Source organism: Planctobacterium marinum, assembly GCF_036322805.1.
GTDB classification, from domain to species: Bacteria; Pseudomonadota; Gammaproteobacteria; order Enterobacterales; family Alteromonadaceae; genus Planctobacterium; species Planctobacterium marinum_A.
This window is the reverse complement of the sequence record NZ_AP027272.1, coordinates 2,849,077-2,864,981: the sequence shown is the minus strand read 5'-3', so window position 1 is coordinate 2,864,981 and position 15,905 is coordinate 2,849,077. Positions and strand designations below refer to the sequence as shown.

The window sequence follows — 15,905 nt, the reverse complement described above, 5'->3', positions numbered from 1 at the left end:
ATGACGCCTATGAATAACAATGATATACAAACCGCTTTAGGTCAATTAAACAAAAGTAGCAATGTTCCATGGAAATTAGTGGATGGTGCGTTACAAAAGAGTTTCAAGTTTAATGATTTTTCCGAGGCTTTTGCCTGGATGACACAAGTGGCGATCACCGCTGAGAAAATGGATCATCATCCAGAATGGTTCAATGTATACAATAAAGTGGATGTCACTATGGTGACTCATGATGCCAACGGGATTACCCAATTAGATTTCGATTTAGCAGCGAAAATGGATTCCTTTGCATAATTTTAGTGAGCAATCCAAGTTGTTGATTTAATTCAATTAGCGCGAATTAAAAATAATGGCCTAAATGTCCACGTTAATTTGCAATTTCTCAGTATCAAATTACATTCAATAGAGTGGATTAAAAAACTGGGATTTTGCTCCTCCATGTTTCACTCCATAAATAAGCAGATAAATGTTACCAGTGGTGCCAGTTTGGGGGCAGCAATTCTGGTGATGACTTTAGTTGGGGTGTTTCTCTCCACAAACCTGTTGTCTAGCACTTCCAAAGCCCTGAACGAATACTCAACAGAGATTATTTCTGATTCGTTAAAGCGTATTCGAAGCGACATAAAAGATGTCGAAAGTATTGTGTCAGATACTGTCCGTGTCGCCAAAGATATGGCCACCACTCAAGAATTTCTCTATCAATCGCAACTGGTTGACGTGGTTAATCGCGACTATGTCAGTGACTACGTGCGCACAGTTTTAGCTGATAATGCCCGAATATTGGGCAGTTATATCGCTTGGCAGCCAAATGCAATAGATGGACGCGATGTTAATCACGTAAATGACAATGGCCATTCTGACGCAAACGGTCAATTTGGTCCCTATTGGACCCGTTCGGCTTCCGGAGAGTTAGGGGTAAGGCCGGTAAGTTTTGCCTCAGCATACGACAGAACGCCTGATGAACGTGGTGTGATGCGTGGAGAGTGGTACATGTGTACATTTGAATCCCGCTCTCCTTGTGTGAGTAATCCTGCGGTGTGGGATGTACAGGGTAAACCCACTTTAATGACGTCAATTACTGCACCGATTGAAAGCAATGGCGAATTTAAGGGGCTCGCAGGTGCGGATTTATCGGTTTCCTTCATTCAACAGCTAATTGAGAGTATTAACGAGTCAATATACCAGGGAACAGGGCACATGCGTGTTGTCAGTTATTATGGCAGCGTTGTTGCTGATACTAAGAATCCGGCTTTGGTGGGCGAGCATCTTTCCGATAAAGAGTGGCAAAACATCCAGGGGGCAGTAAAAGGTGGGGATGAAATGGTGAGTGTTCGTGATAACCATATAGCACTGCTACTACCTCTGACTTTTGAAGACGTGAAAAAACCTTGGGCCGTTCAATATATGCTGCCCAACGCAATTGCGATGCGAAAAGCCGATGAACTGAATGAGCAATTGGACGGTCGTTTCAAACGCAATCTGGTGTTGCAATTGCTCTCTGGTGCTTTAATTGGTGTGGCTGGTTTTTTCATGGTGTTTATCACTGCGAAACAAATCTCCTCGCCGGTAAGGAAAGCCAGTCAACTAGTAACAGAATTGTCAGAATCTGACGGTGATCTCACCAAGCGTATTAATATTCGTATAGACAACGAAGTAGGGACCTTGTCTAAAGGGCTAAATTCCTTTTTGAGTAAAACCCATGAAATAGTCAAAGACACCTGCAATTCATTGGGCGTGTTGCGTAATTCTGCCCAGCAAAATGCAAAGTTGAGTCATGAAACCAAAGAGAGCGTGACAAAACAGGAGCACGAAATTCAGGAAGTGACCTCGGCAGTAACCGAGATGTCAAAAGCCACCACCGAGATAGCACAAAACTGCACAGACACAGCACAGTCTGCTGAGTCAGCGCTTGAAAAAGTTAAGGCATGTGCCTCGGAACTCGATACAACCGTAGAGAGTTTGCATACGTTGGCTGAAAACATGCAAAAAGCCTCAGAACAAGTGGATGAGCTTGAGTCGGCTACCCAAGGTATTAGCGGTATTGTAGAAGTCATTTCTGATATCTCAGAGCAAACGAATTTATTGGCTTTGAATGCGGCCATAGAGGCTGCCAGAGCGGGAGAGCAAGGCAGAGGGTTCGCGGTGGTGGCAGATGAGGTACGCAACCTGGCTACGCGCACGAATCAATCTACTTCAGAAATTAATAATCTGATTGAGACCCTTGCTAAAAACTCGGCATTGGCGGTCAAATCTATGCGTTCTGGCGCTGAGCTGTGCAGTGAAAATGCGCAAAGAGCCTCTGACTCGCAGGAACAATTACAGGAAGTGGTGGTCACTACTGAGCACATAAGTGATGCGTCAATAACAATCGCTGCTGCTGTCGAGCAGCAAAACTCAGTGGCGACGGAAATATCTCGAAATATTAATAACATCAATGATGCAGTACACAGTGTCGCCGAGATTGCGGACAAAACCAGTGCAGAAAGTACCCGAATAAATGAGGTTACGGATGTTCTGCGCGAGAAACTAAATCAGTTCAAATATTAAAGGCAGGGCATGTTTAGCAAAGCCCGGTTACTGAAAACATTTGTCCTGCTGATGACACTTGTTTATGGCGCCGCAAGCTATGCAGAGCTACACACCTGGTTTGGTGGTCATATCAGAGTTAATTCAGATTATCGCGATTGGGTAGAATCGCAGCAGACTCGTGTTGAATTCGAGTCCATCAAACTCACGGGCAGTTTAAGTTGGGATTCCGGAGATACCTTTAACTTTGATGCACGCTACTATGATAATTTGCAGATCAATATTTTGCGCTATGCTGAATACATCCGAAAGTTGGACGAGGTGAGTCAGCTTTCAATCGGCATCACTCGCGTGCCATTCGGTTTGCAAAACTACCTCTCAGACAGCTTCTGGTATTCCATTAATTATTATCTCGGTTTAGAGGATGACTTTGATTTAGGGGCGGTATATCACCACACAAATGAACGACATAGCTGGAAAGTCGGGGCGTTTATCACTGACGAACTGGCAGATGCTTCTGAGTTTGCCAGGTATTCGTTCGATGTGGCAAAAGTCGCTGGCAGTGAATTCAAAGAAAACGGTCAACTCAATTTCTACTATCAGTATTCACCGCAATGGTTTCAACAACAAAGCAAGTTAGGTTTTTCCCTGCAAGTAGGACAAATTCAAAATCGAAATGCGGGCAATTCTCGCCATTGGGCCTGGTCGGCTTTTTACCGTCAGCCATACGAGCAATGGCAGACTACCATTCAGTACAGTCAATATCGTTATGACATTGAAGCCCAACAAGTGGTGTTTTCAGCATTTGATTACCCATTTCCCATCGCTAAAAAAGCCCATTCGGTTGTGCTTAATCAAGCTTATCGTTTCAGTAACTTGCCGCAATTCATTGATACCGCGTTAATTTACACCGAAGTTGGCATCGTGGATTCGTCAGAGCCTGGTACAGAAAAGTCTCTGCAATGGGTACTGGGAAGCAATATCATCGCGGGCAACTTTGTATTTTACCTTGACTATATTCATGGTGAGAATATGTGGTTTTCTGGCGGAAATGGGGTAGGGGTGTACTTCCCTGACGACATCGGCTCTGCAGCCAGAATCAATTTCAGCACGGCTTATCACTTTTAGGGAGCTTATATGATCAGGCCTATTGTTTTTATGGTTTTTATGTTGAGTAGCGTGTTTCTCCCTGCTGCTGCAGAAATGGAGGAAGACACAGCGAGACCTGATAATTTCGAAATTATTACCATTGCCAGCGGTGAGCAACCTCCTCACACATCCAAATTTGCCCCCCATTTTGGTTATCTGAATCACGTAATTAAAGTGGCTTTTGCGCAACAAGGGAAACAAGTTAATTTTGTGTTTTTCCCTTGGTCACGAGCATACAAAAATACTGTGGAAGGGGAGTATGTAGCCAGTAGCTATTGGTACAACGATCCTCGTCACCTTGAATTTTTCTTAGCCAGTGAGCCCCTTAGAGGAGAGCGAGTGGTGTTCTTCAGGAAAAAGTCTTCACTGGATATCAATAGCTTTAACGACGTAAAACGGCTGCGTTTGCGAGTAGGGTTAACACGTGGTTACACCTACATGGAAGATTTATGGCGTTATGCCCGCGAAAACGCGGGGTTGGTTTCTGTAGTCAATACCGAGCTGCAAAACTTTAAAATGTTGTTGCTGGGGCGTATTGATGTGTTCCCTGCAGAGGAAATCTCTGGCTGGTATACACTGAATAAGCATTTTGGTGCCGAACAGGTGCGTACCCTTGAGACGTTAGATAACGAGTTGTTTTCCAGGAATGCACACTTAATGTTTTCCAAAGCACACCCGGATGCTGAGAGATTGTTAGCGGTATTTAATCAAGGTATGGCAAGCGCTAAGGATGCGGGACTATTGGAGCAACTGGAAGAGGATTTTATTACCGGTAAATATACAAGTTCCGCCAAGCTTGACGACCTTCAGGACACTGAAGTTAATGGCCATGAAGACTTAAATCAGCCTTAATCAGGTAGGTATAAACTCGGTTTGGAGCAGGCGTTAACTATCGCTGCTAGTTAGATTGAACAAACCTCAAGTATTTAATAGACTCTCTCGGTAAATAACAAAGAATAGTCTAATCACTAACATACACCCCGCGAACTGTTTTGAATCAAAATCAAACCGAAAAAATCGTACTGGAAAAGCAGGCCGCTGAACTTTTTGCCACTTGCTATCAGCGGGAGTTTGATGTTCCTGTGAGTTTTGTGTCCAATAATGTGCCAGCCAAACCCGATGTTACCTGCAGAGTTGGCAACGATTTGGTGGATATTGAAATAGCTCATTTATATGGCTCGCAAGCCGAAGCGCAACAGATACTTGGTAAGTCTCTGGATGAGAAAACGCAGGCAGAACTCAACTTGTTGGAAGCCGAAACCAATACGGATGATCGACTGGTTCGAGCGCTAAACCGCATTCTGGCAAACAAGGCCAACAAACACTACGACGGCGATAACGTCTGGCTTGTTATTCGCAATGCTAATCCACAATGGCAACGCCATAACATCCAGAATAATCTGGCGCGTATCAGTATCCCCGACGGTCATCCCTTTAAGCAAGTTTGGTTAATTGGGGACTATGACGGAGCCAGTGGACTGGTATTTTTGAACAGTTTATAGCTTTAGATGTTTGCGCGAAAAAAATAGTGTGCTCAATCTCTGGGGCTCAGGAATCGCTCTTTCAGTGGCTGTAAATGCGTTTCATAATGACGCCAGCGGTCTTGCCCTTTGCGGTTGATAGGCTGTTTCACTTGTTCTGAGCTGGGGGTTTTTATAGCGCGCTGTGTCTCGTAAAAACGCAAACACTGTGCTTCAAATTCCAGTCCACAAAAATCCAATAAACGCCGAATCTGAGTTTCCACATCATCAATGACATCCTCGTGCTGTACTTTCAGGACAAATCCCGGCAATACTTGATCCCAGTGGGCCATCAGCTTTTCATAGCTGCGGTAATAGCGGGCAATGCTGTCCAGGTCGTAAGAGAATTCCTGGCCTTCACCAAACAACTGTTTGTAACCACTAAAGCAACAATCCATCGGTGCTCTGCGGGCGTCGATCACTTTGGCATTGGGCAACATCAGTTTTATTAAGCCTACGTGCATAAAGTTATTGGGCATTTTATCTATGAAGAACGCTTTGTCACTGCGATAAATTTGTGTGTCTTTGAGGTATTGTTCACCGAAACGCTGAAAATAAGCTGGCTCAATTTCTTGCAGGTTTTCTGGATAAGCATTAGCTTTGCCTCGTAATTTACTTACAAGGCTCAATACATTGTGCAATTCCATGGTTCCCTCAACCTGCGAATGGGAGGCGAGAATTTGCTCTAATAAAGTGGAGCCAGCCCTCGGCAAGCCTACGATAAAAATGGGGGCCGGGTCCTCTGCTCCACAACCTGTTAAATTGCTAAATAAAGCTTGGTTGCAGGCGGTTATTTGTCTGTCTACCTGGCGTTCCATGGCACTGATATCGTAGCCGGTTTGAGCCTGTTTAAGCTTGTTTCCGGATTCATAGTGGAGAAAGGATTGTTGGTATTCTTTGGCATCTTCCAGTGCTTTACCCAGCGCAAAGTGGATATGTATTTTGTCCTCAAGATTGGTTTCAGCGGTGTTTGTCAGGTTTTCCATGGATTGTAATTCACTTTCACTGAAGCGATAGGTTTTGGTATTGGCCAGGCTCCAGTAAGCATCGCCAAAGTCAGGCTTAAATTGCCTTGCCATCTGATAGGCTGCAATAGCGTCTTCAATTTGACCATTGGCTTTTAATGCATGCCCCAAAAGCAGTTGAATATACGGCTGTTGCTCATCTTCTTTTAGTAGTTGCTGATAAAGCTCAATTGAGGCACTTATATCGCCAATGCCCAATAAGGCACCCGCCTTGGCCAGCTGCAAAGGTTTATCCTGACTGTGATGTTTTAACAACTGCTCACAAATCTTTAGAGATTGGCTAAACTTGCCAATCTGATTGAGTAATTTTATATATTCCAGGCCAGCAAAATAGTGTTGTGGGTGCAAGGCAACACAGCTTTCCAGTACAAATTCAGCCTCGGGATAGGCCTTAAGCTGGATACCCAATTCGCCAAGTAGTGTCAGGGCTTCAGCATCATGCTTATGCTGCTGTAGATATTGTCGACAGACTTTATCTGCGCCCTCTAATTGGCCTTCATACATCAGATCTCTGGCGCCCAAAATCGCTTTTGGCAATTTCTCTAAACGAGTGAGCTGTAATTGCGCTATATGTTCAGCTTTGTGGTTTTGGGTTTGCTGGTAAAACGTTAGCAAATTGCGCCAGCAGGCTACAAGTGCAGGGTTTAATTGGGTGGCCCTATAAAAATAATTTGCAGCATCTTGATGTTGTTGTTGAGCGAGAAAACAGTAACCTAATTCCTGATAAGTGCGGGCGTATTCCGGGTTGCGCTGAATATTATCAGTATTACTTTTTATGGCCTGCAGAATATCGCCTTTTAATCGATAGGCAACCGCAATGCAATAGCGAAGCTCTTTTTGTTGCGACTCAGATTGCTCTGTTTGCAAAGCTTGCCGGGCAAGTCTGATGGTGTCTTCAAATTGGCCGCGTGCCAGCGATTGTTTTACTTCAGCGCTCATATTTCTGATTATTTTTTGGTTTACGATGTCATAAAAAAGGCAGGCTGAAAAGCCTGCCTTGTTTTCAAACGAACAGTTTAAAACACGTCGTATGAGAAGCGAATACCAAATGTGCGGGGACGATTGGTCATCACTTTCGGCGTAAACTGCTGATTATCAATATGCTGCATTGCTGCTTCGTCAGTGATGTTATCCACATAGAACTCTACTTTCCATTCGTCATTGGTGACGCCTACAGCCACGTTGGCCAAGACATAGCTTTCCTGCACATAACGACCACCGCGGAACACATGGCCATTTGAGTCGGTATAAGTGACGCCTTCGTAGACAGCGGCCTCATCCTGAATCTTCAGTCCTGAGCCTACGCCGTAAACTAATTGGGTGGTGTCTTCCAGCACATAGGCATCCATCTTCATGCTGGCCAGGCGGTCACCGGTGTAAACCAATGAACCATTGACATAACCGCTCAAATCACCATCCAACTCGAAGAAGTACCTGGCCCTTAAATTACCAGAGAAATCCGCGGAGTAGGGCAGTTCACTACCTGATGGCGGTGCGATGCCTGCCAGCTCTGGATTGATGTTGGTTAATTCTGTATCGAGAATACTAAAGGCCGAATTGATCACCAGGTTTTCTGTGGCGAGCCAGGTGATATCAGCATCAATACCTCTAATTTCGGCATCACCCACATTATCAGTAAAGAACAAGAAGCTGATATTGGTTGGGTCGAATCGCGAGGTTTGCAGATCGGTAATTTCTGAGTAATAAGCCGTGGCATTAATTCGCAAGGTGCCATCCAGAAAATCACCTTTCATACCCACTTCGAAGTTGTCCAGTGTATCGGTTAAGGAGTAAACCGGAATGCGGAACCCTTCAAAAGCGCCGTTTTGATTGGTGGCCAAACCGCCGCCAACCCGGTTGGTGACAGGAGGGCGGAAACCTTCAGAGTAGTTAGCGAACAACAACAAGTCTTTGTTTACTTTCCAGTCCACGCCAAACTTGAAGATGGTATCGTCAACGGTTAATACGCCGTTGTCGTCCAACAAGTCTACTTGCAACTGTCCGGAATCAATGGCCTGCTGCACTAGCACAGGATCCAGTCCCACGGCCGCAAGTTCATTGGGATCCATGGTACCAAAGGCTCTTAGCCTACGTGATACATCCACCGTGGTGGTGGAGCCTTTGTACTCGTCGTCAATTTCATACCAGCGAGCACCAAAATTCGCGCTGACACTATCGGTAATGTCGTATTCCAGGTTGGCAAATACCGCTATCTGATCAATGTCGTGGGTGACGTCGTTCACGAAACTCACATCTGGCTCAAATGGTCCACCATTACTGTTGATGCCTTCCGTACCCACTGTGGTGCGCTGTAAATTGGAGAAGAAGCCTAAATCGGTGTTACCCAGTTTAAAGCGGCCTACGGTATCAACGCTTTGCTCGTCCATAAACACACCCGCAATTAAGCGCCAACGATTGTCCGTTGGTGTGCTGATGCGAAATTCATGTGTGGTGCGAGATGTATTGGTATCTTCTTTGTAGAATTTAGTTGGATCGAGGCAGCGCTCATCGGCTGGCGTGGCGGCTTCGTAATGGTTACACACGTAATAAGCGGCAAATAAACCACCGTTGGTATAGCCGGTGTAATCTACGTTGGATTCAATATCGCGATCCAGATAACCACCGGTATATACCAGTTCTAATTGGTCCAGACGCCCTTCAATGGTCCAGGTGGTGAGGCCGAATTCGTCTTTATTGTCATCCGGCTGGAAGCGGTTAGTGGAGCTTTCACCCTCAAGGTTAGGGTCGTAAGCAAACACGCCTTCGGTTTCCAGAGTCTGTTGTGTGTGCTGAATTAAAAACGACCAGTCGCCATTGTCGTATAGCCCGCTGAAACGTGCGCCGGTGTATTGAGCATCGTTAAAATCATCTTCAACCAAAGCATTGTTGGTTGGAGAGACAACCGGAGTATTAGCCGGATCGGTTAGCGGTCCACCAGAAATTCGGTCGATAACAATGGCGCTGCCAATGTAGCCGCCTTGGCCTGGCTGATTGAGTATGTTATCAATCCAGCCACCTTGTTTATCATTGTAGGCAGCGATACGCACACCAAAGTTTTCGGATAATGGGGCGTTGATGAAACCCTCCAGCGTATTGCTTGGCTCACCACCGTTGGTAAAGGCAATCTCCATATCAACGCCAGCGCTAAAACCGGACAAATCAGGCTTGTTGGTGATTAAGCGCACGGTACCCGCCTGAGAGCTGGCACCAAATAGTGTACCTTGTGGTCCGGGTAATACCTCAACTCGTTGCACATCAGTGGCAAAGATATCCAGGTTACGACCTTGCATTGAGACGGGCTGCTCGTCTTGATAAAAGGCTACTGAGGGTTGTAATGCCTGTACTGATGATACCGAGATGCTGGTTTGCGATGAGGCCGCACCGCGAATATAAATCTCGTTAGTACCCGGGCCGTTACCCTGGAAAACCACATTAGGTAAAAACTCAACGTAGTCCTGAAAGTTATCAACCCCCAGGTTTTCTAGCGCACTGCCGTTTAAGGCAGTAACCGAAACCGGAATTTCCTGAATGGATTCGGTTCTTTTGGTAGCGGTAACTTCAATGGTTTCTATTGCAGCTTTGTTTTGACTTTCTTCTTGCGCGTGCACACCAGAGGAGGCGAGCGCAGCAATTACAGCACAGCAAATTCTCGATTTGTACATTGTGTGACCTTTGTGTTTGAAGTGTGTGTTGTTTCTTTCGAAACTTATAAAGTGTTCTTTTTAAAGCATAATTGCATTTGTATAAAACTGCAAAATAACTACTGTTCTATTTAATATTGTTGATGCTAAGTTTGTGGCAGGTGCTAGCGTTTTACACTGTAATCTCAGAATTAATACTAGCTCTAATACTAAGGTGTTATTCAATCATTGTGTTAATATGCTTAGAATACTACGTTAAGCATGTGTTTGTCTAAGCCATAATAACAACAGGACGCCCGAATCCAGTGATATCTGCCGCAACCTTTCGTCATCTCAACCTCAATGTTTTCGTTACAGCGACACTCAGTATCGCTTTTTTGGTGACCTTCGCGCTTATCGCCCCACAAGCAGCAGACGCCTTGTTTGTGAGCTTACAAAATCAAATCGTAGCCAGCGGCAGTTGGTTTTACGTGTTAACCGTCGCCATTATATTAGTCACCGTGTTGTATCTTGGCATTTCTAGTTACGGTGATGTCAGACTTGGGCCCGACCACGCGTTACCCGATTACAATCTGGCCACCTGGTTGTCTATGCTGTTCGCTGCGGGTATGGGCATTGGTTTGATGTTTTTCGGCGTTGCTGAACCCCTCATGCACTACATGGCACCACCCACTGCGCAGCCGGGAAGCATTGAGGCAGTAAAAGAAGCCATGAAAACCACCTTTTTTCATTGGGGCTTACACGCCTGGGCTATTTATGCCATTGTGGCGTTAATTCTCGCCTATTTTAGCTTTCGCAATAACTTGCCACTGACACTGCGCTCTGCTTTGTATCCAATATTGGGTGAGCGCATAAACGGGTGGCTGGGTCATTGGGTAGACATCTTTGCTGTGGTAAGCACTATTTTTGGTGTTGCTACGTCTCTGGGCTTTGGCTCAGCACAAATCAATGCGGGCCTGGCATATTTACTGGATATTGAGGTCAACACCGGTAATCAAATCCTGCTAATGATAGCCGTTATCGCAGTTGCTACCGTTTCGGTGGTGTCTGGCTTAGATAAAGGCATTAAAATGTTGTCTCAAACCAATATGGCAATGGCCGTTGCCTTGTTGCTGTTCATTTTAGTGCTTGGGCCCACCGTATTTTTGCTGCAAGCTTACCTGCAAAATACTGGCGACTATTTGTCGGATATTGTGCGCAATACCTTCAATTTATTTGCCTATCAGAAGAAAGACTGGATCGGTGGCTGGACCATTTTTTATTGGGGATGGTGGTTAGCCTGGGCACCGTTTGTGGGGATTTTCATCGCCCGTATTTCTAAAGGCCGTACCATCCGCGAGTTTATTTTTGGCGTTATGCTGGTGCCCACTGCGTTTACGTTACTGTGGATGACGGTATTTGGTAACTCCGCTATTGATCTGGTGCAAAACCACGGCTCTAATTTGGGAACATTGGTAAATGAAGATACGGCCGTCGCCCTGTTTGTCTTTTTGGAAAGTTTTCCCTTTTCAGACGTATTGGTGGTTTTGGCTTTGTGTATGGTGGTGATTTTCTTTGTCACCTCCTGTGATTCCGGGGCGATGGTGGTAGATATGCTGTGCTCCGATGGCCGCAATAATACGCCAGTGTGGCAGCGTATTTACTGGGCTCTCGCGGTAGGACTGGTTGCCATTGTCTTGCTTTTTGCCGGGGGCTTATCCGCGCTGCAAACCATGACGATAGTAACCGCACTGCCATTTTCTATTGTTTTGCTTTTAGCCATTGGTGGTCTTATTAAAGCGCTGCGTTTTGAACGCCATAAAAAAGACAGCCTGAGCTTTACCGGGTCGCCGTTTGTTACCTGCAGTAACAAAGAAGGTTGGCGAGAACGGCTGGAAAGCATTGTAACCTATCCCAATAAAAGCGCAGTAGAGCAGTTCCTTGACGGTACAGTCAAAGAGGCGTTTGAGTCGGTAAAATCGGAGCTGGTTCAGTATCAGTTACAAGTGGAAGTTCAGCGCAAAGAACGAGCCATTGAGATGGTGGTGCGCCATGGTGAAGAAACCGAGTTTGTTTATGGGGTATATCGTCGCAAGCACGAGCAGCCGGAATTTGCAGCAAATGAACCGGAACCTCTGGACAACGATAATGAACAGTCATACTATCGCGCCGAAGTTCACCTCAGAGAAGGTGGGCAAAACTACGATATTATGGGCTGGTCTACAACGGCGGTGATCAACGACATTATTGATCAGTACCACAAACATCAACATTTCTTGCATTTGATGCGCTAGATAACGCAGCTAAAAATTGGGTTGGCAGTATGGAAAAAGACGAAGAATTATTGGTCGCCTTGAGAAAGGTCATTCGGGCCATTGATTTACGCTCCAGACAGCTCAATCGGGAAGTGGGCCTCACAGGACCACAGCTGTTGGTAATGCAGAACATCGGCAAAGTACCGGGTATTATGGTACGCCAGATTGCCGATAACATTAATCTCAGTGCCGCTACTGTTACCAGCATCCTTGACCGACTCGAAGCCAGAGAGCTGGTACAACGCATTCGCAGTACCGAAGATAAACGCCGGGTGGGTGTGTTTTTGACTGAAAAAGGTCAAGAACTATTAAGCGAAGCGCCCATGCCATTTCAGGAACATTTCCTCAATCGTTTTTCCAATTTGGAAGATTGGGAACAAAGTCTGATGATCGCCTCTGTTCAGCGTTTGGCCAGCATGATGGATGCTGAAAATCTGGATGCCGCACCGGTATTAGAAATTGCCAGTTTTGATGATAAACAAGCTGTCGACAGCAGCAATAAGTAGTATACTAGACATCCGCGAATTACGGATGTTACGAGCAATTCACGTTAGACTTTTTGGCCCCGATTTCCTGCCAGTTCGAGATTGTTTTTAACACCAGCAAAATAGTCCTGCCTGTGGCTGTTTTGTTAATGGTTTTTAATTTTAACAGGTAAAAACTTATGGATGATATCGTCATCGTCGGTGGAGGTGCCGGAGGCTTAGAGCTGGCCGTCAAACTCGGACGCTTCTTCAAAAAATCAGACACTAACGTTCTGTTGGTGGATAAAAATCGCACACACATCTGGAAACCGCTGCTACATGAAGTGGCCGCAGGCTCTTTGGATGCAGATATTGATTGTCTCGATTATCTGGCGCTGAGTCAGAAAAACGGCTTTCAATTTCAGCTGGGGGAAGTGGTGGGGCTGGATCGCAGCGCGCAAACTTTATCCTTAGCAGCCATGTTGGATGAGGAAGGTAATACTGTATTACCGGCACGCACCATTGCTTATAGCAAACTGGTGTTTGCCCTTGGCTCAGTAACCAATGATTTTGGCACTCCGGGTGCCAAAGAGCATTGTATTTTTCTTGATTCTGCCGGCAGCGCCCAGCGTTTTCATACACAACTGCTGAATGAGTTTTTAAAACTGCAATCCGACAGCAATAAAGACAAGCTGGACATTGCCATTGTCGGAGCAGGGGCCACTGGAGTGGAACTGGCAGCGGAGCTGTATAAAACCGCCGAGTTACTCAAGGCTTATGGCTATCAGAACGTCTCTTCTGCACGACTTAATGTCTCGGTAATCGAGGCGGGCCCACGACTACTGCCCGCTTTACCCGAACGCATCGCCCAAAAAGTGGCCCATGAGCTGCGGGAATTGGGCGTGTCGCTGATGCTCAATACTGCCGTGTCTGAAGCCAGCGACAAAGGGCTGTATACCAAACAAGGAGATTTTATTCCTGCCGATATGTCGGTATGGGCGGCGGGTATCAAAGCCCCGGAATTCATGAAGCAGCTGGATGGCCTGGAAACCAATCGCATTAACCAGCTCGTGGTGGACAGAACTCTGAAGACTGTTACTGATAACAACATTTATGCTATTGGCGATTGCGCTCATTGCATTATGCCAGACGAAACCAAAGTGCCACCTCGGGCGCAATCGGCGCATCAAATGGCCAGTTGTTTGTTCGACAATATCAAGCGGGAGCAAAAAGGTCAGGAGTTGAAGCAATACCAATATGTGGACTATGGCTCGCTGGTATCACTGTCTTCTTATTCTACCATTGGCAGTCTGATGGGCAGTCTCACCAGAGGCAGTGTTTTTATCGAAGGCAAGCTGGCGCGTATTGTGTACATTAGTTTGTACCGCATGCATCAGATGGTGGTCTACGGCAAACTCAAAACGTTGTTTTTTATGTTGGTGAATCGCATTAACCGACGTTTGAGGCCCACCTTAAAACTGCATTGATTGTGCCTTATAAGATTAGCAGGCCCAACAGGCCTGCTAACAAGGCATAAATAAACATGGGCAGGGCAGTTTTGCGCAATATGCTGCCCTCGCTGTTGTTCAGTCCCAATACTGAACACACAGCAACAATATTATTAATACACACCATGTTACCCAGCGCGCCGCCTACCGATTGCAACGCCAAAATACTGTACTGATCTAGCGACGACTCAAGTGCAATACTTTGCTGTATGGCACCAAAGGTGAGATTGCTGATAGTGGCTGAACCCGAGAAAAACGAGCCCAGCGCACCTAAAAAGGGCGCGAATAGCGTCCAGCTATCGCCACTGATTTGCGCCAGGCTCTGTCCCATGAGCGATACTGGCGAATTAGCGCCGCCTGTCATCATCAGGCCGACAAATATTAAAGCACCAAACAGCGCCAAAGTGGGGCGTTTCATACGAGTACAGGTAAAACTGAGTACTGATGCAAAGCCTTTCAGGTTTTTGTCCTGCCACAACAGCGCCAGCAGAGAAATAAAGATAAAGGGCAAAATAGAGGGTATATACAAGGTATTGTGCTGCCATGACTCAGCCGTGCCAAAGATGTTGTTCAGGTTTAGCACCAGTGATTGGCTCACTGCAAAATCGCCAAGATAACCAACCGGCAAGGCCACTAACGGTGCCGTACTGGTGAGCAAAGCTTTCAATCCTAAATCGGGTATTCTGGAAATCACCAGAAACAACAAGGTTCCCCAGATGGGGAAGGCGGCTCTAGTCAGGTTGTACAAACGAATTTTAGTTGCAGCGGGGATAAGGTATTTTGCTTGTTGCTCAGCCGAATCATGATTGGCCGCTGTGCTGTCATCGCTGACGGAATAGGCTGATGGGTCTAAATTCTCATCATTCGCCATGCCTATCTGGTGTTTAGCCAGCGAAACGGTACATAACAAGCCAATTGCACCAGCTACCAGGGCCGGAAACTCGAAGTTAAATCGAGCGATAATCACATACGGTAAAAGCGTACTTACCAGCGAAAGCTGGATAAACACCAGGTTGCGGCGAATGCTTTGCCAGCTGAGCAGTTGTTTTAGTGCCAAAAGCGGAATTAATAGCCCGACAACGCCGTGTACCAGTGCGGAGCGAAAACCGATTTCCAGTTGTTCGCTATGGCTCAGTCCAAGTGCTGAAAAACCAAACCAGGTGGGGGTACCTACCGCACCAAAAGAAACCGGCACACTGTTCATGATCAAAGCCAATATCGCCACTTTCAGCGGTGGATAACCCAATCCTACTAATATGGGGGCGGCAATGGCAGCAGGCGTGCCAAAACCACTCGCCCCTTCAATCAGAAATGGAAACGCCCAGCCAATGATCATCAGCTGCGCTACTGGCTTGTCGGAAACCTGATTCAGTTCCGCTTTGATCACTGCCAGTCCACCCGTTGCCTCAAGGGTTTTAAACAGGAAAATAGCGCCGCCGATAATTAAAATAGGGGTTAAGGACTTTAACAGGCCATGCACCACCGTCGCATTGAGTAGCAATAGGGACTCTGAAAATGCCAACCATAAAATCACATAAGTGAGTGCTGCGATTACAGGCAAAGCGATATGACTGGCTACCGCCTGCTTTTTGGTCATCAGGTAGATAAGCAGCAGTACCGGGAAAAAGGATAAACTGAGTTCAAGCATGGCGCGTGTGGGAATGGTTAAACAAATGCGGCTATGTTAACGACAGAATGCCTGATAAGTGAAGTATTGTTTGGCTGGCGAGAAGAATGAAAAGTAAAACAGCGGTGCCACAGTGGGCACCGGAGTTTAA

General features: G+C 46.1%; 11 protein-coding genes. 8 read left to right on the top strand and 3 right to left on the bottom strand.

All coding sequences use genetic code 11. From position 1 onward, the window contains the following. From AABA75_RS12820 to AABA75_RS12800, 5 genes are all read left to right on the top strand, one after another. Positions 1-294, top strand: a complete 294-nt coding sequence (locus AABA75_RS12820) for a 4a-hydroxytetrahydrobiopterin dehydratase (protein WP_425325577.1) — start codon at positions 1-3, stop codon at positions 292-294. A gap of 144 nt (positions 295-438) precedes the next feature. After that, complete coding sequence (locus tag AABA75_RS12815) at positions 439-2,547, top strand: methyl-accepting chemotaxis protein (RefSeq protein ID WP_338293001.1); 2,109 nt, start codon at positions 439-441, stop codon at positions 2,545-2,547. Between the two features lie 9 nt (positions 2,548-2,556). Continuing rightward, the gene (locus AABA75_RS12810) at positions 2,557-3,654 is read left to right on the top strand and encodes a hypothetical protein (protein WP_338293000.1); all 1,098 of its coding nucleotides are present in this window, start codon (positions 2,557-2,559) and stop codon (positions 3,652-3,654) included. A gap of 9 nt (positions 3,655-3,663) precedes the next feature. Then, the gene (locus AABA75_RS12805) at positions 3,664-4,527 is read left to right on the top strand and encodes a substrate-binding periplasmic protein (RefSeq protein ID WP_338292999.1); all 864 of its coding nucleotides are present in this window, start codon (positions 3,664-3,666) and stop codon (positions 4,525-4,527) included. A 140-nt stretch (positions 4,528-4,667) separates the two neighbouring features. Then, positions 4,668-5,177: a hypothetical protein gene (locus tag AABA75_RS12800; protein ID WP_338292998.1), complete on the top strand. Its 510-nt coding sequence runs from the start codon at positions 4,668-4,670 to the stop codon at positions 5,175-5,177. A 32-nt stretch (positions 5,178-5,209) separates the two neighbouring features. On the opposite strand, the gene AABA75_RS12795 is transcribed toward AABA75_RS12800, so the two are convergent. Both AABA75_RS12795 and AABA75_RS12790 read right to left on the bottom strand, forming a co-directional pair. Then, on the bottom strand, positions 5,210-7,159 hold the full coding sequence (locus tag AABA75_RS12795) for a tetratricopeptide repeat-containing sulfotransferase family protein (RefSeq protein WP_338292997.1): 1,950 nt from the start codon (positions 7,157-7,159) through the stop codon (positions 5,210-5,212). 77 nt (positions 7,160-7,236) lie between these two features. Beyond that, positions 7,237-9,882: a TonB-dependent receptor gene (locus tag AABA75_RS12790; RefSeq protein WP_338292996.1), complete on the bottom strand. Its 2,646-nt coding sequence runs from the start codon at positions 9,880-9,882 to the stop codon at positions 7,237-7,239. A gap of 284 nt (positions 9,883-10,166) precedes the next feature. Between AABA75_RS12790 and AABA75_RS12785 the strand changes: the two genes are divergently transcribed. The 3 genes from AABA75_RS12785 (at position 10,167) to AABA75_RS12775 (ending at position 14,106) form a co-directional block, all read left to right on the top strand. After that, the gene (locus tag AABA75_RS12785) at positions 10,167-12,134 is read left to right on the top strand and encodes a BCCT family transporter (protein WP_338292995.1); all 1,968 of its coding nucleotides are present in this window, start codon (positions 10,167-10,169) and stop codon (positions 12,132-12,134) included. 29 nt (positions 12,135-12,163) lie between these two features. Further along, on the top strand, positions 12,164-12,661 hold the full coding sequence (locus tag AABA75_RS12780) for a MarR family winged helix-turn-helix transcriptional regulator (protein WP_338292994.1): 498 nt from the start codon (positions 12,164-12,166) through the stop codon (positions 12,659-12,661). A gap of 158 nt (positions 12,662-12,819) precedes the next feature. Continuing rightward, entirely contained in the window at positions 12,820-14,106 is a 1,287-nt protein-coding gene (locus AABA75_RS12775) for an NAD(P)/FAD-dependent oxidoreductase (protein ID WP_338292993.1), read from the top strand. 7 nt (positions 14,107-14,113) lie between these two features. On the opposite strand, the gene AABA75_RS12770 is transcribed toward AABA75_RS12775, so the two are convergent. Beyond that, positions 14,114-15,775: an L-lactate permease gene (locus AABA75_RS12770; protein WP_338292992.1), complete on the bottom strand. Its 1,662-nt coding sequence runs from the start codon at positions 15,773-15,775 to the stop codon at positions 14,114-14,116. Positions 15,776-15,905 lie beyond the last annotated feature (130 nt).